Here is a 17,734-nt window from a genome sequence, read left to right as displayed (position 1 = left end):
TTAATTATATTGGGATAATCATATTTATTTTAACGCCTTTATTGGGTTCGCTATCAAAATAAAAACTACCATTGATGGCTGTAATACGGTTTTCTGCATTTTGAAGTCCATTTTTTTTAATATTTTCTTCAAGATTAATTCCAATTCCGTTGTCAAAATAATTCAATAAAAGTTTATTTTCTTGTTCTTTAAACGAAATTATGACTAAGTTAGATTTACTATGTTTTTTCATGTTTATCAATGACTCTTGAAGGACACGATATATTGTAATTTTTTTTAAGTTGTTTATGTTGGACCAATCTATATTTTCTAACCCATTAATAATAACATTTACCGAGTGATTTTTAAAGCTGTAAATCATATCTTTTAAATGTTCCTCAAAAAGATTTCCGGTTTCAACTAGGCTGTTTTCTCTTGAAATATTTCTTGTTGTTGAATAAATATGATCTAAATTTTCGAGTAGTTTTTCGGTGTTATTAGTAGAAGAAAGGTCATTAGTTTCAGCAAAATTGATAGTTTGAAAGATATCATTGGCTAATTCGTCGTGTAGTTTTTTTGAAATTCTAATTTCGGTATTATAGGCTGTTTGAAGTTTTTCTTTTTTATTTTTCTCAATTAGGTAGTAATAGATGAACCCGGATATGATTAGTATAATTACTATTGTGAAAGTAATTACAATATTCTTGTTTTTTTCTAATTCCTCTTGTAGCTCTTTTTCAGCTTTTAATTTCTGATTTTCTTCTTTTTCTTTTTTAGAATCGTATTTTAATTTAGCAAAATAATTTTTTGCCTTTTGTCTTACTTTAGTAATGCTATCATTAAGATGTATGTAATTAAGAGAATAGTTTTTTAATTCTTTTCCTGTGCTGTTTTTTATTAAGAAACTTAAGGCTAGTAAACGATCACCTGGATTGTTATATTCTGTTGCTTTTTGATAATATAAATTAGCATATCTCACTGCCTTTTTTTGGTCTTTTTTTAAATAATATTCATATAAATTATAATAATTAGTTGTTAAATCATAATCATCATCAGCTGTTGCATCCATATTGGAACTAAGTTTTAATGATTTATTTAGAAATGCAATAGCGTTTAGGTTACCAATTTTAAAATAACAATAACCTAAGTCATTTAATATACCGGAGAGATAATATCTGTTTTGTTTTATTTCTTTTTCATCAAGTAAAGGGAGTAATATTTCTATAGCTTTTTTGTATTTCTTTTGTTGTTTGTAAATATTTCCAATGTTAATGACACTTAGTAGTTTACGTTTTTTAGAAACATTAAACGAGAGTGCTTTTTTATAATAAAATAAAGCCTCATTAAAATTTGCTTGGCATGTGTGATTGTATGCTAGCATGGTGTGAAATTTATATTTTTGTCTTTCATTCTTTACCTTTTCAATATTAGAAAGCGTTTCAACAATTGTACTTTCAGCACCTGAATAGTCTCCTTGTAGTTGTTGAGATGTTACTAAAATAAACATAGTAGTAGTGTACTTTGTAAATTCTTTTTCAGGATTGATTATTAGCTTTGTTTTGTTAGCATAATAAAAGGCACTATCATATTTAGAATTATCGTAATACTCGTTGGCAAGTTTGTAGTATTGATTAACTTGTTTTGTATTGTATGTGCTGTCTTTTAAAACAACCTCTTCCTTTTTATGGCATGAAAAGGTTAGGAGTAACAATAATACAGTTATTGTTCTGAAAATTATTTTTGGAAAAATCATTTTACTAAAATACTATTTTTCTGTATATCTGAAAATGTCCTGACGTTATTTAGGTGTCTTTTTTTTGAGTTTCAATATAACAAAAAAACCTCATTCGGAAGAATGAGGTTTTTCTATGTAAGTAAGTAATCCTAAATTGAGTTGATAAAACGTTTATTTTACTTTATTAAGTACAGCTTTGAAAGCTTCTGGGTGGTTCATAGCTAAATCAGCAAGAACTTTTCTGTTCAATTCGATTCCGTTAGCTTTTACTTTACCCATGAATTGTGAATAAGACATTCCCTCTAATCTAGCTCCAGCGTTGATACGTTGAATCCATAAAGCGCGGAAATTTCTTTTGTTCACTTTTCTGTCACGGTATGCATAGCACATTGCTTTTTCTACCGCATTCTTTGCAACTGTCCAAACGTTTTTACGTCTTCCAAAGAAACCTTTGGCTTGCTTCATTATTTTTTTTCTTCTTGCTCTTTTAGCAACTGAATTTACCGATCTTGGCATAATTTTATTGTTTTTTTGTAGCAGGCGTCCCGAATTTAATCAAGAGAACTTATGGCCATACTCCAAGGTTATAATTTAATTGTTTTAACCTAAAGAATAAAAAGTTAGAAGTTAGAATTAGAGGTTAGAAGTTTTTTACTTATAACAAATAACTCTTAACGATTAACAATTATATAATTCTTAATTGTTGTTTGATGCTTTTCATATCTGTTGAGTGAACTAGCGCTGAGTGAGTCAAAGCTAATTTACGTTTCTTAGATTTTTTAGTCAAGATGTGACTTTTAAAAGCGTGTTTTCTTTTGATCTTTCCAGAACCAGTAACTTTAAAACGTTTCTTGGCGCTAGATTTGGTTTTCATTTTAGGCATTTTTTCCTAGTGTTTTAATTTATTCTTACTTACTTGTCTTTGCGAGCTTGCGAAGCACCCGAGCGAAGCGAACGGAGCTTTTGCTAATCTCATTGTATTTTCTGCAATTTGTCTTCTGCTAACTGCTTACTTTTTTTTCTTAGGAGCGATGAACATAATCATTCTCTTTCCTTCAAGAACGGGCATTGCTTCCACCTTACCATGTTCTTCTAAATCCTGAGCTAGTCTTAATAATAAGATTTGACCTTGATCTTTATAAATAATCGAACGCCCTTTAAAGAAAACAAATGCTTTCAATTTAGCACCTTCTTTTAAGAATTTTTCAGCGTTCTTTCTTTTAAATTCATAATCATGCTCATCTGTTTGAGGACCAAAACGGATTTCCTTAACGACAACTTGTGACGATTTCGCTTTTAGAATTTTTTCACGTTTCTTTTGCTCATAAACAAACTTTTTGTAATCCATGATTTTACAAACCGGCGGATCTGCATTCGGTGAAATTTCAACTAAATCCAATTCAAATTGATCTGCTAAACGCAAAGCTTCTGAAGTTTTGAAAACTCCTGGCTCTACATTTTCACCTACTAATCGTACTTCTGGTACACGAATAAGATTATTTATTCTGTGTGCATCTTTTTTTTCTACGCGAGGTTGAAAACCTCTGTTGCTTCTTATTGCTATGACTTTAAAATTTAAGTTAAACTGTAAATACTTTTAATGTTTTGTTTATTTCTTCGTTTACAATTGTAGCAAATTCTTCAATTGTTACGCTAATATTTCCTTTTCCTTCTTGACCTTGACGGCGGATTGAAATTGTTCCGTTTTTCTCTTCTTCCTCTCCTACAATCAGCATGAACGGGATTTTTTGCAATTCAGCATCCCTAATTTTCTTACCAATTGTTTCGTTTCGGTTGTCAATTAGCCCGCGAATTTCGTGATTTTCTAGCAATTCTAAAACTTTTTTAGCATAATTTTCATATTTCTCGCTCAAAGACAAGATAATAGCTTGTTCTGGCATAAGCCAAAGAGGGAAATTTCCTGCTGTGTGTTCCAGTAAAATAGCTATAAAACGTTCCATAGATCCAAAAGGGGCTCTGTGGATCATAACTGGTCGGTGTAATTCGTTATCTGACCCTTTATAAGTTAAATCAAAACGCTCTGGCAAGTTGTAATCTACCTGAATAGTTCCAAGTTGCCATTGTCTTCCAAGGGCATCTTTTACCATGAAGTCTAATTTTGGTCCGTAAAAGGCAGCTTCGCCATATTCAACAACGGTGTTTAATCCTTTGTCACGGGCAGCATTGATGATTGCATTTTCTGCTTTTTCCCAATTTTCATCTGTACCAATATATTTCTCTCTGTTTTCTTGGTCTCTTAATGAGATTTGAGCAGTAAAGTTTTCAAATCCTAATGAACCAAAAACATAAAGGACAAGATCAATTACTTTCTTGAATTCTTCATCTAATTGTTCCGGAGTGCAGAAAATATGGGCATCATCCTGAGTAAATCCTCTTACACGAGTCAAACCATGTAATTCTCCAGACTGCTCATATCTATAAACAGTACCAAATTCAGCATAACGCTTTGGTAAATCTTTATAAGACCAGGGTCTTACATTATAAATTTCACAGTGATGAGGGCAGTTCATAGGTTTCAATAAGAACTCTTCGCCTTCGGCTGGAGTATTTATTGGTTGGAAGCTGTCTGCTCCGTATTTTGCATAGTGACCAGAAGTTACATAAAGTTCTTTTTGACCAATATGTGGAGTGACTACTTGCTCATAACCGGCTTTCTTCTGTGCTTTTTTTAAGAATTGTTCTAATCTGTCTCTTAAGGCAGCTCCTTTTGGAAGCCATAAAGGTAAGCCTTGACCCACTTTTTGAGAAAAAGCAAATAATTCTAATTCTTTTCCGAGTTTACGGTGATCACGACGTTTTGCTTCTTCTAATAAAGCTAAATATTCAGTAAGATCTTTTTGTTTAGGGAAAGAAGTTCCATAAACACGAGTCAACTGTTTGTTTTTTTCATCACCTCTCCAGTAAGCACCAGCAACACTCATTACTTTCATTGCTTTTATAAGGCCTGTATTCGGAATATGTCCTCCACGACATAAGTCGGTAAAAGTATCGTGATCGCAAAAAGTGATTGTTCCGTCTTCAAGATTCGAAATTAATTCTGTTTTATATACATTGTCCTTATATAGTTCTAAGGCTTCTGCTTTAGAAACAGGACGTAATTTGAATTCGTGTTTTCCTCTAGAGATTTCAAGTACGCGATCTTCGATTTTCTTGAAATCAGCTTCGGTAATTTTTTGATCTTCAAAATCCACATCATAATAGAAGCCGTTTGCAATTGCAGGTCCAAGAGTTAATTTGATTCCAGGATACATTTCTTCCAGTACTTGTGCCATAACGTGGGAAGTCGAATGCCAAAAAGCTTTTTTTCCATCGGCATCATTCCATGTATATAATGTAAGACTGCCGTCCGTGGTCAAAGGAGTTACTGTTTCTACGGTGGTACCATTGAAAGAAGCAGAAATTACATTTCTTGCAAATCCTTCGCTAATGCTTTTAGCAACATCCATCGGAGTAGCGCCTGGCGCAAACTCTCTAACTGACCCATCGGGCAAAGTAATCTTAATCATTGTTAGTTTAATTTTGAGAGTGCAAATATATAGTATTAGAAAAATACATACAATATATATTATAGTATGTTTCGTGGAATTCAAGTCTAAATAAAAACACTTGCTTATATATGTATTGTTTTCTGGAGCTATTTCTCGCTATTCACTACAATCTTTCTTGTCTCGTTAAAAAAAAACGGGACAAGAAAGGATTTTCGTTGCTATCGGGGCTAGGGTTGTAGTTATTAAGTTGGTTTTTGTTGTCACTTCGAGTGGTTTTAAATGATAATGCGGTAGTTTATTGTTTAAAATTGTATCGGGAAGCTTTGTTTGAACTAAAGTTCTTGATATTGGGTTGGTGTTTTTTGTGTTTATCTAATAAAGACCTTAGTGAGTCTCTGTGTTTTCTTAGTGATTCTTCGTGGAAAAGCTTTAAAAGTGGTGCAGGGAGATAGGGTGGATGTTCGATTAAAAGTCTTTAAAATATAGAATCACAACTCTAAAATCCTACAAACGCTAAAAACGCTAAAAAATAAAAACCACGTTTTCAGTTAATTAAAAAATACTTTCAAAATAGTTTGAAAAAGCTATTGTCAAAACGAATAAAGGTTCTACTTTTGCACCCGCAACAACGCAGACGTTCATTAAAATACTGACAAACGTTAAATCTAAATTATAGATTTATTTCTAAAAAAAAGGTTTAAAAAAGTTTGTGAGATTTAAAAACAGATGTTACATTTGCACCCCGCAAAAGCGACAAGTTATTTGAAAAGCTGGTAAGGAATTGAGAAGAAAAGAAGAGTAAGATTTTCTAAAAAAAACTTTAAAAATTTCTTGCGAGATTAAAAAGAAGTTGTACTTTTGCACCCGCTTCGAGAGACATGCTACGGTGTGAAAAACGAAGAGAAAAAATAAGAAGAACACGTTCCTAGACATATTGAATTGACAGCCGTCCCGATTAATCGGGACAAAAGAATAAGAGTAATAGAATCGAGAGATTAGAATAAAACCACTAGAACTTCAGTCAAATAATAAATAGTCCGCCACGGCGGACAAACAATATACGATGAAGAGTTTGATCCTGGCTCAGGATGAACGCTAGCGGCAGGCTTAACACATGCAAGTCGAGGGGTATAGTTTTTCGGAACTAGAGACCGGCGCACGGGTGCGTAACGCGTATGCAATCTACCTTTCACAGAGGGATAGCCCAGAGAAATTTGGATTAATACCTCATAGTATAGCAGTTTCGCATGAAACCACTATTAAAGTCACAACGGTGAAAGATGAGCATGCGTCCCATTAGCTTGTTGGTAAGGTAACGGCTTACCAAGGCTACGATGGGTAGGGGTCCTGAGAGGGAGATCCCCCACACTGGTACTGAGACACGGACCAGACTCCTACGGGAGGCAGCAGTGAGGAATATTGGTCAATGGACGCAAGTCTGAACCAGCCATGCCGCGTGCAGGATGACGGTCCTATGGATTGTAAACTGCTTTTGTACAGGAAGAAACACTCCTTCGTGAAGGAACTTGACGGTACTGTAAGAATAAGGATCGGCTAACTCCGTGCCAGCAGCCGCGGTAATACGGAGGATCCAAGCGTTATCCGGAATCATTGGGTTTAAAGGGTCCGTAGGCGGTTTAGTAAGTCAGTGGTGAAAGCCCATCGCTCAACGGTGGAACGGCCATTGATACTGCTAGACTTGAATTACTAGGAAGTAACTAGAATATGTAGTGTAGCGGTGAAATGCTTAGAGATTACATGGAATACCAATTGCGAAGGCAGGTTACTACTAGTTTATTGACGCTGATGGACGAAAGCGTGGGTAGCGAACAGGATTAGATACCCTGGTAGTCCACGCCGTAAACGATGGATACTAGCTGTTGGGAGCAATTTCAGTGGCTAAGCGAAAGTGATAAGTATCCCACCTGGGGAGTACGGGCGCAAGCCTGAAACTCAAAGGAATTGACGGGGGCCCGCACAAGCGGTGGAGCATGTGGTTTAATTCGATGATACGCGAGGAACCTTACCAAGGCTTAAATGTAGATTGACCGGTTTGGAAACAGACTTTTCGCAAGACAATTTACAAGGTGCTGCATGGTTGTCGTCAGCTCGTGCCGTGAGGTGTCAGGTTAAGTCCTATAACGAGCGCAACCCCTGTTGTTAGTTGCCATCGAGTCATGTCGGGAACTCTAACGAGACTGCCAGTGCAAACTGTGAGGAAGGTGGGGATGACGTCAAATCATCACGGCCCTTACGCCTTGGGCTACACACGTGCTACAATGGCCGGTACAGAGAGCAGCCACTGGGTGACCAGGAGCGAATCTACAAAGCCGGTCACAGTTCGGATCGGAGTCTGCAACTCGACTCCGTGAAGCTGGAATCGCTAGTAATCGGATATCAGCCATGATCCGGTGAATACGTTCCCGGGCCTTGTACACACCGCCCGTCAAGCCATGGAAGCTGGGGGTGCCTGAAGTCGGTGACCGCAAGGAGCTGCCTAGGGTAAAACTGGTAACTAGGGCTAAGTCGTAACAAGGTAGCCGTACCGGAAGGTGCGGCTGGAACACCTCCTTTCTAGAGCCTTAGTGTTAGCTATATGCACGCTAAGGAAAAAGACGAAAAGAACTATTGGTCATTAATATTGACATTTTATTACTCTTGCTGTTAATTTAAAAAAAAAGAATAAGAATTTAAGTAAAAAACAGAGTCTCGTAGCTCAGCTGGTTAGAGTACTACACTGATAATGTAGGGGTCGGCAGTTCGAGTCTGCCCGGGACTACAAAATTCAAGATTTTAGGATTTAAATTTTAGAATTAAGAAAAAAAAACTGAAAAACTTAAATAAGAAGGAAATTCTAGAAGTTGGAATTCACCAAAAGAAATTAGAAATTCGATTTAGAAATCTAAAATCTGAATTCAAAAATCTAAAATTGAAATTGGGGGATTAGCTCAGCTGGCTAGAGCGCCTGCCTTGCACGCAGGAGGTCAACGGTTCGACTCCGTTATTCTCCACAATCTTTAAGAAGATAGAATAAAGAAAAAAGAATATAGACTAAATCTATTCTCTATTATCTGTATTGTCTATTCTAAAAAGAAAAAGTTCATTGACATATTGAGATAAAAAATATTAAAAAGTAGAAAGCGTTTTCTATTATTTATAATAGGAAACAAATAAAACGGTCTTGTTTTAATTAACAAGATTGGTACAATAAGCAAAATAAGGGCGTATGGGGGATGCCTAGGCTCTCAGAGGCGATGAAAGGCGTGATAAGCTGCGAAAAGCTACGGGGATCTGCACACAAGATTTGATCCGTAGATACCTGAATGGGGCAACCCACTATGTTGAAGACATAGTACACCGATAGGTGGGCAAACCCGCTGAACTGAAACATCTAAGTAGGCGGAGGAGAAGAAAACAAAAGTGATTCCGTAAGTAGTGGCGAGCGAACGCGGATTAGCCCAAACCAATGTTGTTACGGCAATGTTGGGGTTGTAGGACCACGAGATTTTATGCATGAAGAATTAGAATCTACTGGAAAGTAGAGCCAAAGAGAGTGATAGCCTCGTATAAGTAATGATTGTAATAGATAGTGGTATCCTGAGTAGGGCGGGGCACGTGAAACCCTGTCTGAATTTGGCGGGACCATCCGCTAAGGCTAAATACTCCTGAGAGACCGATAGTGAACCAGTACTGTGAAGGAAAGGTGAAAAGAACCGTGAATAACGGAGTGAAATAGATCCTGAAACCATACGCTTACAAGCGGTCGGAGCCCTTTTGTGGGGTGACGGCGTGCCTTTTGCATAATGAGCCTACGAGTTAACGTTGCTGGCAAGGATAAGTACTTCAGGTATGGATCCGTAGCGAAAGCGAGTCTGAATAGGGCGCTTTAGTCAGTAGTGTTAGACGCGAAACCGTGTGATCTACCCATGGGCAGGTTGAAGCTGTGGTAACACACAGTGGAGGACCGAACCGGTTGACGTTGAAAAGTCTTCGGATGACCTGTGGGTAGGGGTGAAAGGCCAATCAAACTCGGAAATAGCTCGTACTCCCCGAAATGCATTTAGGTGCAGCGCTAGATATAAGTTATATAGAGGTAGAGCTACTGATTGGATGCGGGGGCTTCACCGCCTACCAATTCCTGACAAACTCCGAATGCTATATAATGTTCTCTAGCAGTGAGGGCTTGGGTGCTAAGGTCCAAGTCCGAGAGGGAAAGAACCCAGACCATCAGCTAAGGTCCCCAAATATATGTTAAGTTGAAAGAACGCGGTTTGTCTGCCCAGACAGCTAGGATGTTGGCTTGGAAGCAGCCATTCATTTAAAGAGTGCGTAACAGCTCACTAGTCGAGCGGACGAGCATGGATAATAATCGGGCATAAACATATTACCGAAGCTATGGATTTTGCGTAAGCAAAGTGGTAGGGGAGCATTCCAGCAGGGTTGAAGGTGTATCGTAAGGTATGCTGGACTGGCTGGAAAAGAAAATGTAGGCATAAGTAACGATAATGCGGGCGAGAAACCCGCACACCGAAAGACTAAGGTTTCCACAGCTATGCTAATCAGCTGTGGGTTAGTCGGGACCTAAGGCGAACCCGAAAGGGACAGTCGATGGACCACGGGTTAATATTCCCGTACTACTGTTAACTGTGATGGGGTGACGGAGTGATGAAAGCGCCGCGAACTGACGGAATAGTTCGTTAAAGTACCTAGCTATATTCTCTATAGGCAAATCCGTAGAGAATGGTGAAATACGATAGTACACGGAGACTTCGGTTGAAGTGATAGTGCGCCTAAGGGCTTCCAAGAAAAACCTCTAAACTTCAGGTTAATAGTACCCGTACCGCAAACCGACACAGGTAGTCGAGATGAGAATTCTAAGGTGCTCGAGAGATTCATGGCTAAGGAATTAGGCAAAATAGACCCGTAACTTCGGGAGAAGGGTCGCCCGCCGTAAGGCGGGCCGCAGTGAAGAGGTCCAGGCGACTGTTTATCAAAAACACAGGGCTCTGCAAAATCGTAAGATGAAGTATAGGGCCTGACACCTGCCCGGTGCTGGAAGGTTAAGAGGAGATGTTATCTTCGGAGAAGCATTGAATTGAAGCCCCAGTAAACGGCGGCCGTAACTATAACGGTCCTAAGGTAGCGAAATTCCTTGTCGGGTAAGTTCCGACCTGCACGAATGGTGTAACGATCTGGACACTGTCTCAGCCATGAGCTCGGTGAAATTGTAGTAACGGTGAAGATGCCGTTTACCCGCAGTGGGACGAAAAGACCCTGTGCACCTTTACTATAGCTTAGTATTGACCTTGGATAAATGATGTGTAGGATAGGTTGGAGACTGTGAAGTGGCGTCGCCAGGCGTTGTGGAGTCATTGTTGAAATACAACCCTTTGTTTATCTGAGGCCTAACCCCCAACCGGGGGGACATTGCTTGGTGGGTAGTTTGACTGGGGTGGTCGCCTCCAAAAGAGTAACGGAGGCTTCTAAAGGTTCCCTCAGTACGCTTGGTAACCGTGCGAAGAGTGCAATGGCATAAGGGAGCTTGACTGAGAGACATACAGGTCGATCAGGTACGAAAGTAGAGCATAGTGATCCGGTGGTTCCGCATGGAAGGGCCATCGCTCAAAGGATAAAAGGTACGCCGGGGATAACAGGCTGATCTCCCCCAAGAGCTCATATCGACGGGGGGGTTTGGCACCTCGATGTCGGCTCGTCACATCCTGGGGCTGGAGAAGGTCCCAAGGGTTGGGCTGTTCGCCCATTAAAGTGGCACGCGAGCTGGGTTCAGAACGTCGTGAGACAGTTCGGTCTCTATCTACTGTGGGCGCAAGAAATTTGAGTGGATCTGATTCTAGTACGAGAGGACCGAATTGGACTAACCTCTAGTGTATCTGTTGTCACGCCAGTGGCACTGCAGAGTAGCTACGTTGGGAAGGGATAAGCGCTGAAAGCATATAAGCGCGAAACCCACCACAAGATGAGATTTCTTTTAAAGGTCGTGGGAGATGACCACGTTGATAGGCTATAGGTGTAAAGGCAGTAATGTCATAGCCGAGTAGTACTAATAACCTGTAAGCTTATGTACATCCGCTTGTCCCGATGTAAATCGGGACAGCAAACTTTCTAATGACAATTTAAATTATTTATCTCAGTATGTTAAGATATTTGCTCGACGCGAGCAGTTATGAGTTTTGAGTTATAAGTTAAGAGTTTAAAAACTGCAAACTATAAACTGTGAACTGAAAACTAACAACCTTAAGGTGGTTATTGCGGCGGGGCTCACCTCTTCCCATCCCGAACAGAGTAGTTAAGCCCGCCTGCGCAGATGGTACTGCAGTTTTGTGGGAGAGTATGTCGTCGCCTTTCTTTGAAAACCCTATCCTAATCAGATAGGGTTTTTTGTTTTATACCTATATTTGAAATGATTATTTGTATTTTCTAAAATTTCGGCTAAAAGAGGTTTTGCTTTAAATGGATTTTTTGGAATATTTACAAACTGAATTTATCGGGCATTCTGAACATTTAGGTTTCGGTCTGCATATTTCTCTTCCTAAGAATGAAATTGCCATGCCGATTTCGTTCCAAATTTCTTTTGGTAAAATAGCCATTAATTGTTTTTCTGCTTTCAATCCGTCTTTTGTTGGATTAATTATTCCGATCCTTGGAACTACCCGGAGAATATGAAGGTCAGTCATGGTTGATTATTAAGACTTCGTAATTAGTTTAGCTTTCTTATAATGTATCTTTAAGATGATTTCTGTATAAGTGAGTTAATGTGTATTAATGTTGTTTTAAAGAAGTGTTTTTTGGATTTTGTGTTGGGTTTTAAGTTAGAAATCGAAATTAAAAGTTCTTTTTCTTGTTCTTGGAAAAGCATGTTTGGAGTGATAAAAGGATTGAGATTGCTCTATTAATCGTAAAATACTTAAAAAACTCTATTTGTAAAGTTAAGATTTTCAGTTAATTAAAAAATACTTTCAAAATAGTTTCGAAAAGTTATTGTCAAAACGAATAAAGGTTCTACTTTTGCACCCGCAACAGCGCAGACGTTCATTAAAATACTGGCAAACATTAAATCTAAATTAGAGATTTATTTCTAAAAAAAAGGTTTAAAAAAGTTTGTGAGATTTAAAAACAGATGTTACATTTGCACCCCGCAAAAGCGACAAGTTATTTGAAAAGCTGGTAAGGAATTGAGAAGAAAAGAAGAGTAAGATTTTCTAAAAAAAACTTTAAAAATTTCTTGCGAGATTAAAAAGAAGTTGTACTTTTGCACCCGCTTCGAGAGACATGCTACGGTGTGAAAAACGAAGAGAAAAAATAAGAAGAACACGTTCCTAGACATATTGAATTGACAGCCGTCCCGATTAATCGGGACAAAAGAATAAGAGTAATAGAATCGAGAGATTAGAATAAAACCACTAGAACTTCAGTCAAATAATAAATAGTCCGCCACGGCGGACAAACAATATACGATGAAGAGTTTGATCCTGGCTCAGGATGAACGCTAGCGGCAGGCTTAACACATGCAAGTCGAGGGGTATAGTTTTTCGGAACTAGAGACCGGCGCACGGGTGCGTAACGCGTATGCAATCTACCTTTCACAGAGGGATAGCCCAGAGAAATTTGGATTAATACCTCATAGTATAGCAGTTTCGCATGAAACCACTATTAAAGTCACAACGGTGAAAGATGAGCATGCGTCCCATTAGCTTGTTGGTAAGGTAACGGCTTACCAAGGCTACGATGGGTAGGGGTCCTGAGAGGGAGATCCCCCACACTGGTACTGAGACACGGACCAGACTCCTACGGGAGGCAGCAGTGAGGAATATTGGTCAATGGACGCAAGTCTGAACCAGCCATGCCGCGTGCAGGATGACGGTCCTATGGATTGTAAACTGCTTTTGTACAGGAAGAAACACTCCTTCGTGAAGGAACTTGACGGTACTGTAAGAATAAGGATCGGCTAACTCCGTGCCAGCAGCCGCGGTAATACGGAGGATCCAAGCGTTATCCGGAATCATTGGGTTTAAAGGGTCCGTAGGCGGTTTAGTAAGTCAGTGGTGAAAGCCCATCGCTCAACGGTGGAACGGCCATTGATACTGCTAGACTTGAATTACTAGGAAGTAACTAGAATATGTAGTGTAGCGGTGAAATGCTTAGAGATTACATGGAATACCAATTGCGAAGGCAGGTTACTACTAGTTTATTGACGCTGATGGACGAAAGCGTGGGTAGCGAACAGGATTAGATACCCTGGTAGTCCACGCCGTAAACGATGGATACTAGCTGTTGGGAGCAATTTCAGTGGCTAAGCGAAAGTGATAAGTATCCCACCTGGGGAGTACGGGCGCAAGCCTGAAACTCAAAGGAATTGACGGGGGCCCGCACAAGCGGTGGAGCATGTGGTTTAATTCGATGATACGCGAGGAACCTTACCAAGGCTTAAATGTAGATTGACCGGTTTGGAAACAGACTTTTCGCAAGACAATTTACAAGGTGCTGCATGGTTGTCGTCAGCTCGTGCCGTGAGGTGTCAGGTTAAGTCCTATAACGAGCGCAACCCCTGTTGTTAGTTGCCATCGAGTCATGTCGGGAACTCTAACGAGACTGCCAGTGCAAACTGTGAGGAAGGTGGGGATGACGTCAAATCATCACGGCCCTTACGCCTTGGGCTACACACGTGCTACAATGGCCGGTACAGAGAGCAGCCACTGGGTGACCAGGAGCGAATCTACAAAGCCGGTCACAGTTCGGATCGGAGTCTGCAACTCGACTCCGTGAAGCTGGAATCGCTAGTAATCGGATATCAGCCATGATCCGGTGAATACGTTCCCGGGCCTTGTACACACCGCCCGTCAAGCCATGGAAGCTGGGGGTGCCTGAAGTCGGTGACCGCAAGGAGCTGCCTAGGGTAAAACTGGTAACTAGGGCTAAGTCGTAACAAGGTAGCCGTACCGGAAGGTGCGGCTGGAACACCTCCTTTCTAGAGCCTTAGTGTTAGCTATATGCACGCTAAGGAAAAAGACGAAAAGAACTATTGGTCATTAATATTGACATTTTATTACTCTTGCTGTTAATTTAAAAAAAAAGAATAAGAATTTAAGTAAAAAACAGAGTCTCGTAGCTCAGCTGGTTAGAGTACTACACTGATAATGTAGGGGTCGGCAGTTCGAGTCTGCCCGGGACTACAAAATTCAAGATTTTAGGATTTAAATTTTAGAATTAAGAAAAAAAAACTGAAAAACTTAAATAAGAAGGAAATTCTAGAAGTTGGAATTCACCAAAAGAAATTAGAAATTCGATTTAGAAATCTAAAATCTGAATTCAAAAATCTAAAATTGAAATTGGGGGATTAGCTCAGCTGGCTAGAGCGCCTGCCTTGCACGCAGGAGGTCAACGGTTCGACTCCGTTATTCTCCACAATCTTTAAGAAGATAGAATAAAGAAAAAAGAATATAGACTAAATCTATTCTCTATTATCTGTATTGTCTATTCTAAAAAGAAAAAGTTCATTGACATATTGAGATAAAAAATATTAAAAAGTAGAAAGCGTTTTCTATTATTTATAATAGGAAACAAATAAAACGGTCTTGTTTTAATTAACAAGATTGGTACAATAAGCAAAATAAGGGCGTATGGGGGATGCCTAGGCTCTCAGAGGCGATGAAAGGCGTGATAAGCTGCGAAAAGCTACGGGGATCTGCACACAAGATTTGATCCGTAGATACCTGAATGGGGCAACCCACTATGTTGAAGACATAGTACACCGATAGGTGGGCAAACCCGCTGAACTGAAACATCTAAGTAGGCGGAGGAGAAGAAAACAAAAGTGATTCCGTAAGTAGTGGCGAGCGAACGCGGATTAGCCCAAACCAATGTTGTTACGGCAATGTTGGGGTTGTAGGACCACGAGATTTTATGCATGAAGAATTAGAATCTACTGGAAAGTAGAGCCAAAGAGAGTGATAGCCTCGTATAAGTAATGATTGTAATAGATAGTGGTATCCTGAGTAGGGCGGGGCACGTGAAACCCTGTCTGAATTTGGCGGGACCATCCGCTAAGGCTAAATACTCCTGAGAGACCGATAGTGAACCAGTACTGTGAAGGAAAGGTGAAAAGAACCGTGAATAACGGAGTGAAATAGATCCTGAAACCATACGCTTACAAGCGGTCGGAGCCCTTTTGTGGGGTGACGGCGTGCCTTTTGCATAATGAGCCTACGAGTTAACGTTGCTGGCAAGGATAAGTACTTCAGGTATGGATCCGTAGCGAAAGCGAGTCTGAATAGGGCGCTTTAGTCAGTAGTGTTAGACGCGAAACCGTGTGATCTACCCATGGGCAGGTTGAAGCTGTGGTAACACACAGTGGAGGACCGAACCGGTTGACGTTGAAAAGTCTTCGGATGACCTGTGGGTAGGGGTGAAAGGCCAATCAAACTCGGAAATAGCTCGTACTCCCCGAAATGCATTTAGGTGCAGCGCTAGATATAAGTTATATAGAGGTAGAGCTACTGATTGGATGCGGGGGCTTCACCGCCTACCAATTCCTGACAAACTCCGAATGCTATATAATGTTCTCTAGCAGTGAGGGCTTGGGTGCTAAGGTCCAAGTCCGAGAGGGAAAGAACCCAGACCATCAGCTAAGGTCCCCAAATATATGTTAAGTTGAAAGAACGCGGTTTGTCTGCCCAGACAGCTAGGATGTTGGCTTGGAAGCAGCCATTCATTTAAAGAGTGCGTAACAGCTCACTAGTCGAGCGGACGAGCATGGATAATAATCGGGCATAAACATATTACCGAAGCTATGGATTTTGCGTAAGCAAAGTGGTAGGGGAGCATTCCAGCAGGGTTGAAGGTGTATCGTAAGGTATGCTGGACTGGCTGGAAAAGAAAATGTAGGCATAAGTAACGATAATGCGGGCGAGAAACCCGCACACCGAAAGACTAAGGTTTCCACAGCTATGCTAATCAGCTGTGGGTTAGTCGGGACCTAAGGCGAACCCGAAAGGGACAGTCGATGGACCACGGGTTAATATTCCCGTACTACTGTTAACTGTGATGGGGTGACGGAGTGATGAAAGCGCCGCGAACTGACGGAATAGTTCGTTAAAGTACCTAGCTATATTCTCTATAGGCAAATCCGTAGAGAATGGTGAAATACGATAGTACACGGAGACTTCGGTTGAAGTGATAGTGCGCCTAAGGGCTTCCAAGAAAAACCTCTAAACTTCAGGTTAATAGTACCCGTACCGCAAACCGACACAGGTAGTCGAGATGAGAATTCTAAGGTGCTCGAGAGATTCATGGCTAAGGAATTAGGCAAAATAGACCCGTAACTTCGGGAGAAGGGTCGCCCGCCGTAAGGCGGGCCGCAGTGAAGAGGTCCAGGCGACTGTTTATCAAAAACACAGGGCTCTGCAAAATCGTAAGATGAAGTATAGGGCCTGACACCTGCCCGGTGCTGGAAGGTTAAGAGGAGATGTTATCTTCGGAGAAGCATTGAATTGAAGCCCCAGTAAACGGCGGCCGTAACTATAACGGTCCTAAGGTAGCGAAATTCCTTGTCGGGTAAGTTCCGACCTGCACGAATGGTGTAACGATCTGGACACTGTCTCAGCCATGAGCTCGGTGAAATTGTAGTAACGGTGAAGATGCCGTTTACCCGCAGTGGGACGAAAAGACCCTGTGCACCTTTACTATAGCTTAGTATTGACCTTGGATAAATGATGTGTAGGATAGGTTGGAGACTGTGAAGTGGCGTCGCCAGGCGTTGTGGAGTCATTGTTGAAATACAACCCTTTGTTTATCTGAGGCCTAACCCCCAACCGGGGGGACATTGCTTGGTGGGTAGTTTGACTGGGGTGGTCGCCTCCAAAAGAGTAACGGAGGCTTCTAAAGGTTCCCTCAGTACGCTTGGTAACCGTGCGAAGAGTGCAATGGCATAAGGGAGCTTGACTGAGAGACATACAGGTCGATCAGGTACGAAAGTAGAGCATAGTGATCCGGTGGTTCCGCATGGAAGGGCCATCGCTCAAAGGATAAAAGGTACGCCGGGGATAACAGGCTGATCTCCCCCAAGAGCTCATATCGACGGGGGGGTTTGGCACCTCGATGTCGGCTCGTCACATCCTGGGGCTGGAGAAGGTCCCAAGGGTTGGGCTGTTCGCCCATTAAAGTGGCACGCGAGCTGGGTTCAGAACGTCGTGAGACAGTTCGGTCTCTATCTACTGTGGGCGCAAGAAATTTGAGTGGATCTGATTCTAGTACGAGAGGACCGAATTGGACTAACCTCTAGTGTATCTGTTGTCACGCCAGTGGCACTGCAGAGTAGCTACGTTGGGAAGGGATAAGCGCTGAAAGCATATAAGCGCGAAACCCACCACAAGATGAGATTTCTTTTAAAGGTCGTGGGAGATGACCACGTTGATAGGCTATAGGTGTAAAGGCAGTAATGTCATAGCCGAGTAGTACTAATAACCTGTAAGCTTATGTACATCCGCTTGTCCCG

At 40.8% G+C, this 17,734-nt stretch carries 6 protein-coding genes, 4 tRNA genes and 5 rRNA genes; 9 read left to right on the top strand and 6 right to left on the bottom strand.

Annotated features, from left to right (window positions below):
- Nucleotides 1-4: 4 nt before the first annotated feature.
- From BIW12_RS02460 to thrS, 5 genes are all read right to left on the bottom strand, one after another.
- The gene (locus BIW12_RS02460) at nt 5-1,732 is read right to left on the bottom strand and encodes a tetratricopeptide repeat-containing sensor histidine kinase (RefSeq protein WP_083382032.1); all 1,728 of its coding nucleotides are present in this window, start codon (nt 1,730-1,732) and stop codon (nt 5-7) included.
- 153 nt (nt 1,733-1,885) lie between these two features.
- Complete coding sequence (gene rplT / locus BIW12_RS02455) at nt 1,886-2,230, bottom strand: 50S ribosomal protein L20 (protein ID WP_035633036.1); 345 nt, start codon at nt 2,228-2,230, stop codon at nt 1,886-1,888.
- Between the two features lie 169 nt (nt 2,231-2,399).
- The gene (gene rpmI / locus BIW12_RS16125; RefSeq protein ID WP_007810722.1) at nt 2,400-2,597 is read right to left on the bottom strand and encodes a 50S ribosomal protein L35; all 198 of its coding nucleotides are present in this window, start codon (nt 2,595-2,597) and stop codon (nt 2,400-2,402) included.
- Nucleotides 2,598-2,723: 126 nt separating this feature from the next.
- A complete protein-coding gene (gene infC / locus BIW12_RS02450; RefSeq protein WP_394332097.1) occupies nt 2,724-3,278 on the bottom strand; it encodes a translation initiation factor IF-3 in 555 nt (184 codons plus the stop codon).
- A gap of 16 nt (nt 3,279-3,294) precedes the next feature.
- Nucleotides 3,295-5,241: a threonine--tRNA ligase gene (gene thrS, locus BIW12_RS02445; protein WP_071183650.1), complete on the bottom strand. Its 1,947-nt coding sequence runs from the start codon at nt 5,239-5,241 to the stop codon at nt 3,295-3,297.
- 1,042 nt (nt 5,242-6,283) lie between these two features.
- Here thrS and BIW12_RS02440 point away from each other — a divergent pair.
- From BIW12_RS02440 to rrf, 5 genes are all read left to right on the top strand, one after another.
- Nucleotides 6,284-7,797, top strand: a 16S ribosomal RNA gene (locus BIW12_RS02440).
- 131 nt (nt 7,798-7,928) lie between these two features.
- A tRNA-Ile gene (locus BIW12_RS02435) sits at nt 7,929-8,002 on the top strand.
- A gap of 158 nt (nt 8,003-8,160) precedes the next feature.
- Nucleotides 8,161-8,234: transfer RNA gene (locus BIW12_RS02430), tRNA-Ala, on the top strand.
- A gap of 194 nt (nt 8,235-8,428) precedes the next feature.
- Nucleotides 8,429-11,308, top strand: a 23S ribosomal RNA gene (locus BIW12_RS02425).
- Nucleotides 11,309-11,479: 171 nt separating this feature from the next.
- Nucleotides 11,480-11,589, top strand: a 5S ribosomal RNA gene (gene rrf, locus BIW12_RS02420).
- A gap of 101 nt (nt 11,590-11,690) precedes the next feature.
- Here rrf and BIW12_RS16120 read toward each other — a convergent pair.
- Nucleotides 11,691-11,918 carry an endonuclease III domain-containing protein gene (locus tag BIW12_RS16120; RefSeq protein WP_198033445.1) on the bottom strand — a complete coding sequence of 76 codons (228 nt, stop codon included), beginning with the start codon at nt 11,916-11,918 and terminating at the stop codon, nt 11,691-11,693.
- A 777-nt stretch (nt 11,919-12,695) separates the two neighbouring features.
- Here BIW12_RS16120 and BIW12_RS02410 point away from each other — a divergent pair.
- From BIW12_RS02410 to BIW12_RS02395, 4 genes are all read left to right on the top strand, one after another.
- Nucleotides 12,696-14,209, top strand: a 16S ribosomal RNA gene (locus BIW12_RS02410).
- A 131-nt stretch (nt 14,210-14,340) separates the two neighbouring features.
- A tRNA-Ile gene (locus BIW12_RS02405) sits at nt 14,341-14,414 on the top strand.
- Nucleotides 14,415-14,572: 158 nt separating this feature from the next.
- Nucleotides 14,573-14,646: transfer RNA gene (locus BIW12_RS02400), tRNA-Ala, on the top strand.
- A gap of 194 nt (nt 14,647-14,840) precedes the next feature.
- A 23S ribosomal RNA gene (locus tag BIW12_RS02395) occupies nt 14,841-17,720 on the top strand.
- The 16S, 23S and 5S rRNA genes sit together here with 4 tRNA genes alongside, the layout of an rRNA operon.
- Nucleotides 17,721-17,734 lie beyond the last annotated feature (14 nt).

The sequence above is a fragment of the Flavobacterium commune genome, from assembly GCF_001857965.1.
Classification (GTDB): Bacteria; Bacteroidota; Bacteroidia; order Flavobacteriales; family Flavobacteriaceae; genus Flavobacterium; species Flavobacterium commune.
Note: the sequence above shows the minus strand (reverse complement) of the source record. Positions and strands in the feature narration are given on the sequence as shown.

Excerpts from the sequence above, each read along its gene's own strand:
- BIW12_RS02460 (WP_083382032.1), bottom strand. The coding sequence starts at position 1,732 with ATGATTTTTCCAAAAATAATTTTCAGAACAATAACTGTATTATTGTTA.
- rplT (WP_035633036.1), bottom strand. The coding sequence starts at position 2,230 with ATGCCAAGATCGGTAAATTCAGTTGCTAAAAGAGCAAGAAGAAAAAAA.
- rpmI (WP_007810722.1), bottom strand. The coding sequence starts at position 2,597 with ATGCCTAAAATGAAAACCAAATCTAGCGCCAAGAAACGTTTTAAAGTT.
- thrS (WP_071183650.1), bottom strand. The coding sequence starts at position 5,241 with ATGATTAAGATTACTTTGCCCGATGGGTCAGTTAGAGAGTTTGCGCCA.
- BIW12_RS16120 (WP_198033445.1), bottom strand. The coding sequence starts at position 11,918 with ATGACTGACCTTCATATTCTCCGGGTAGTTCCAAGGATCGGAATAATT.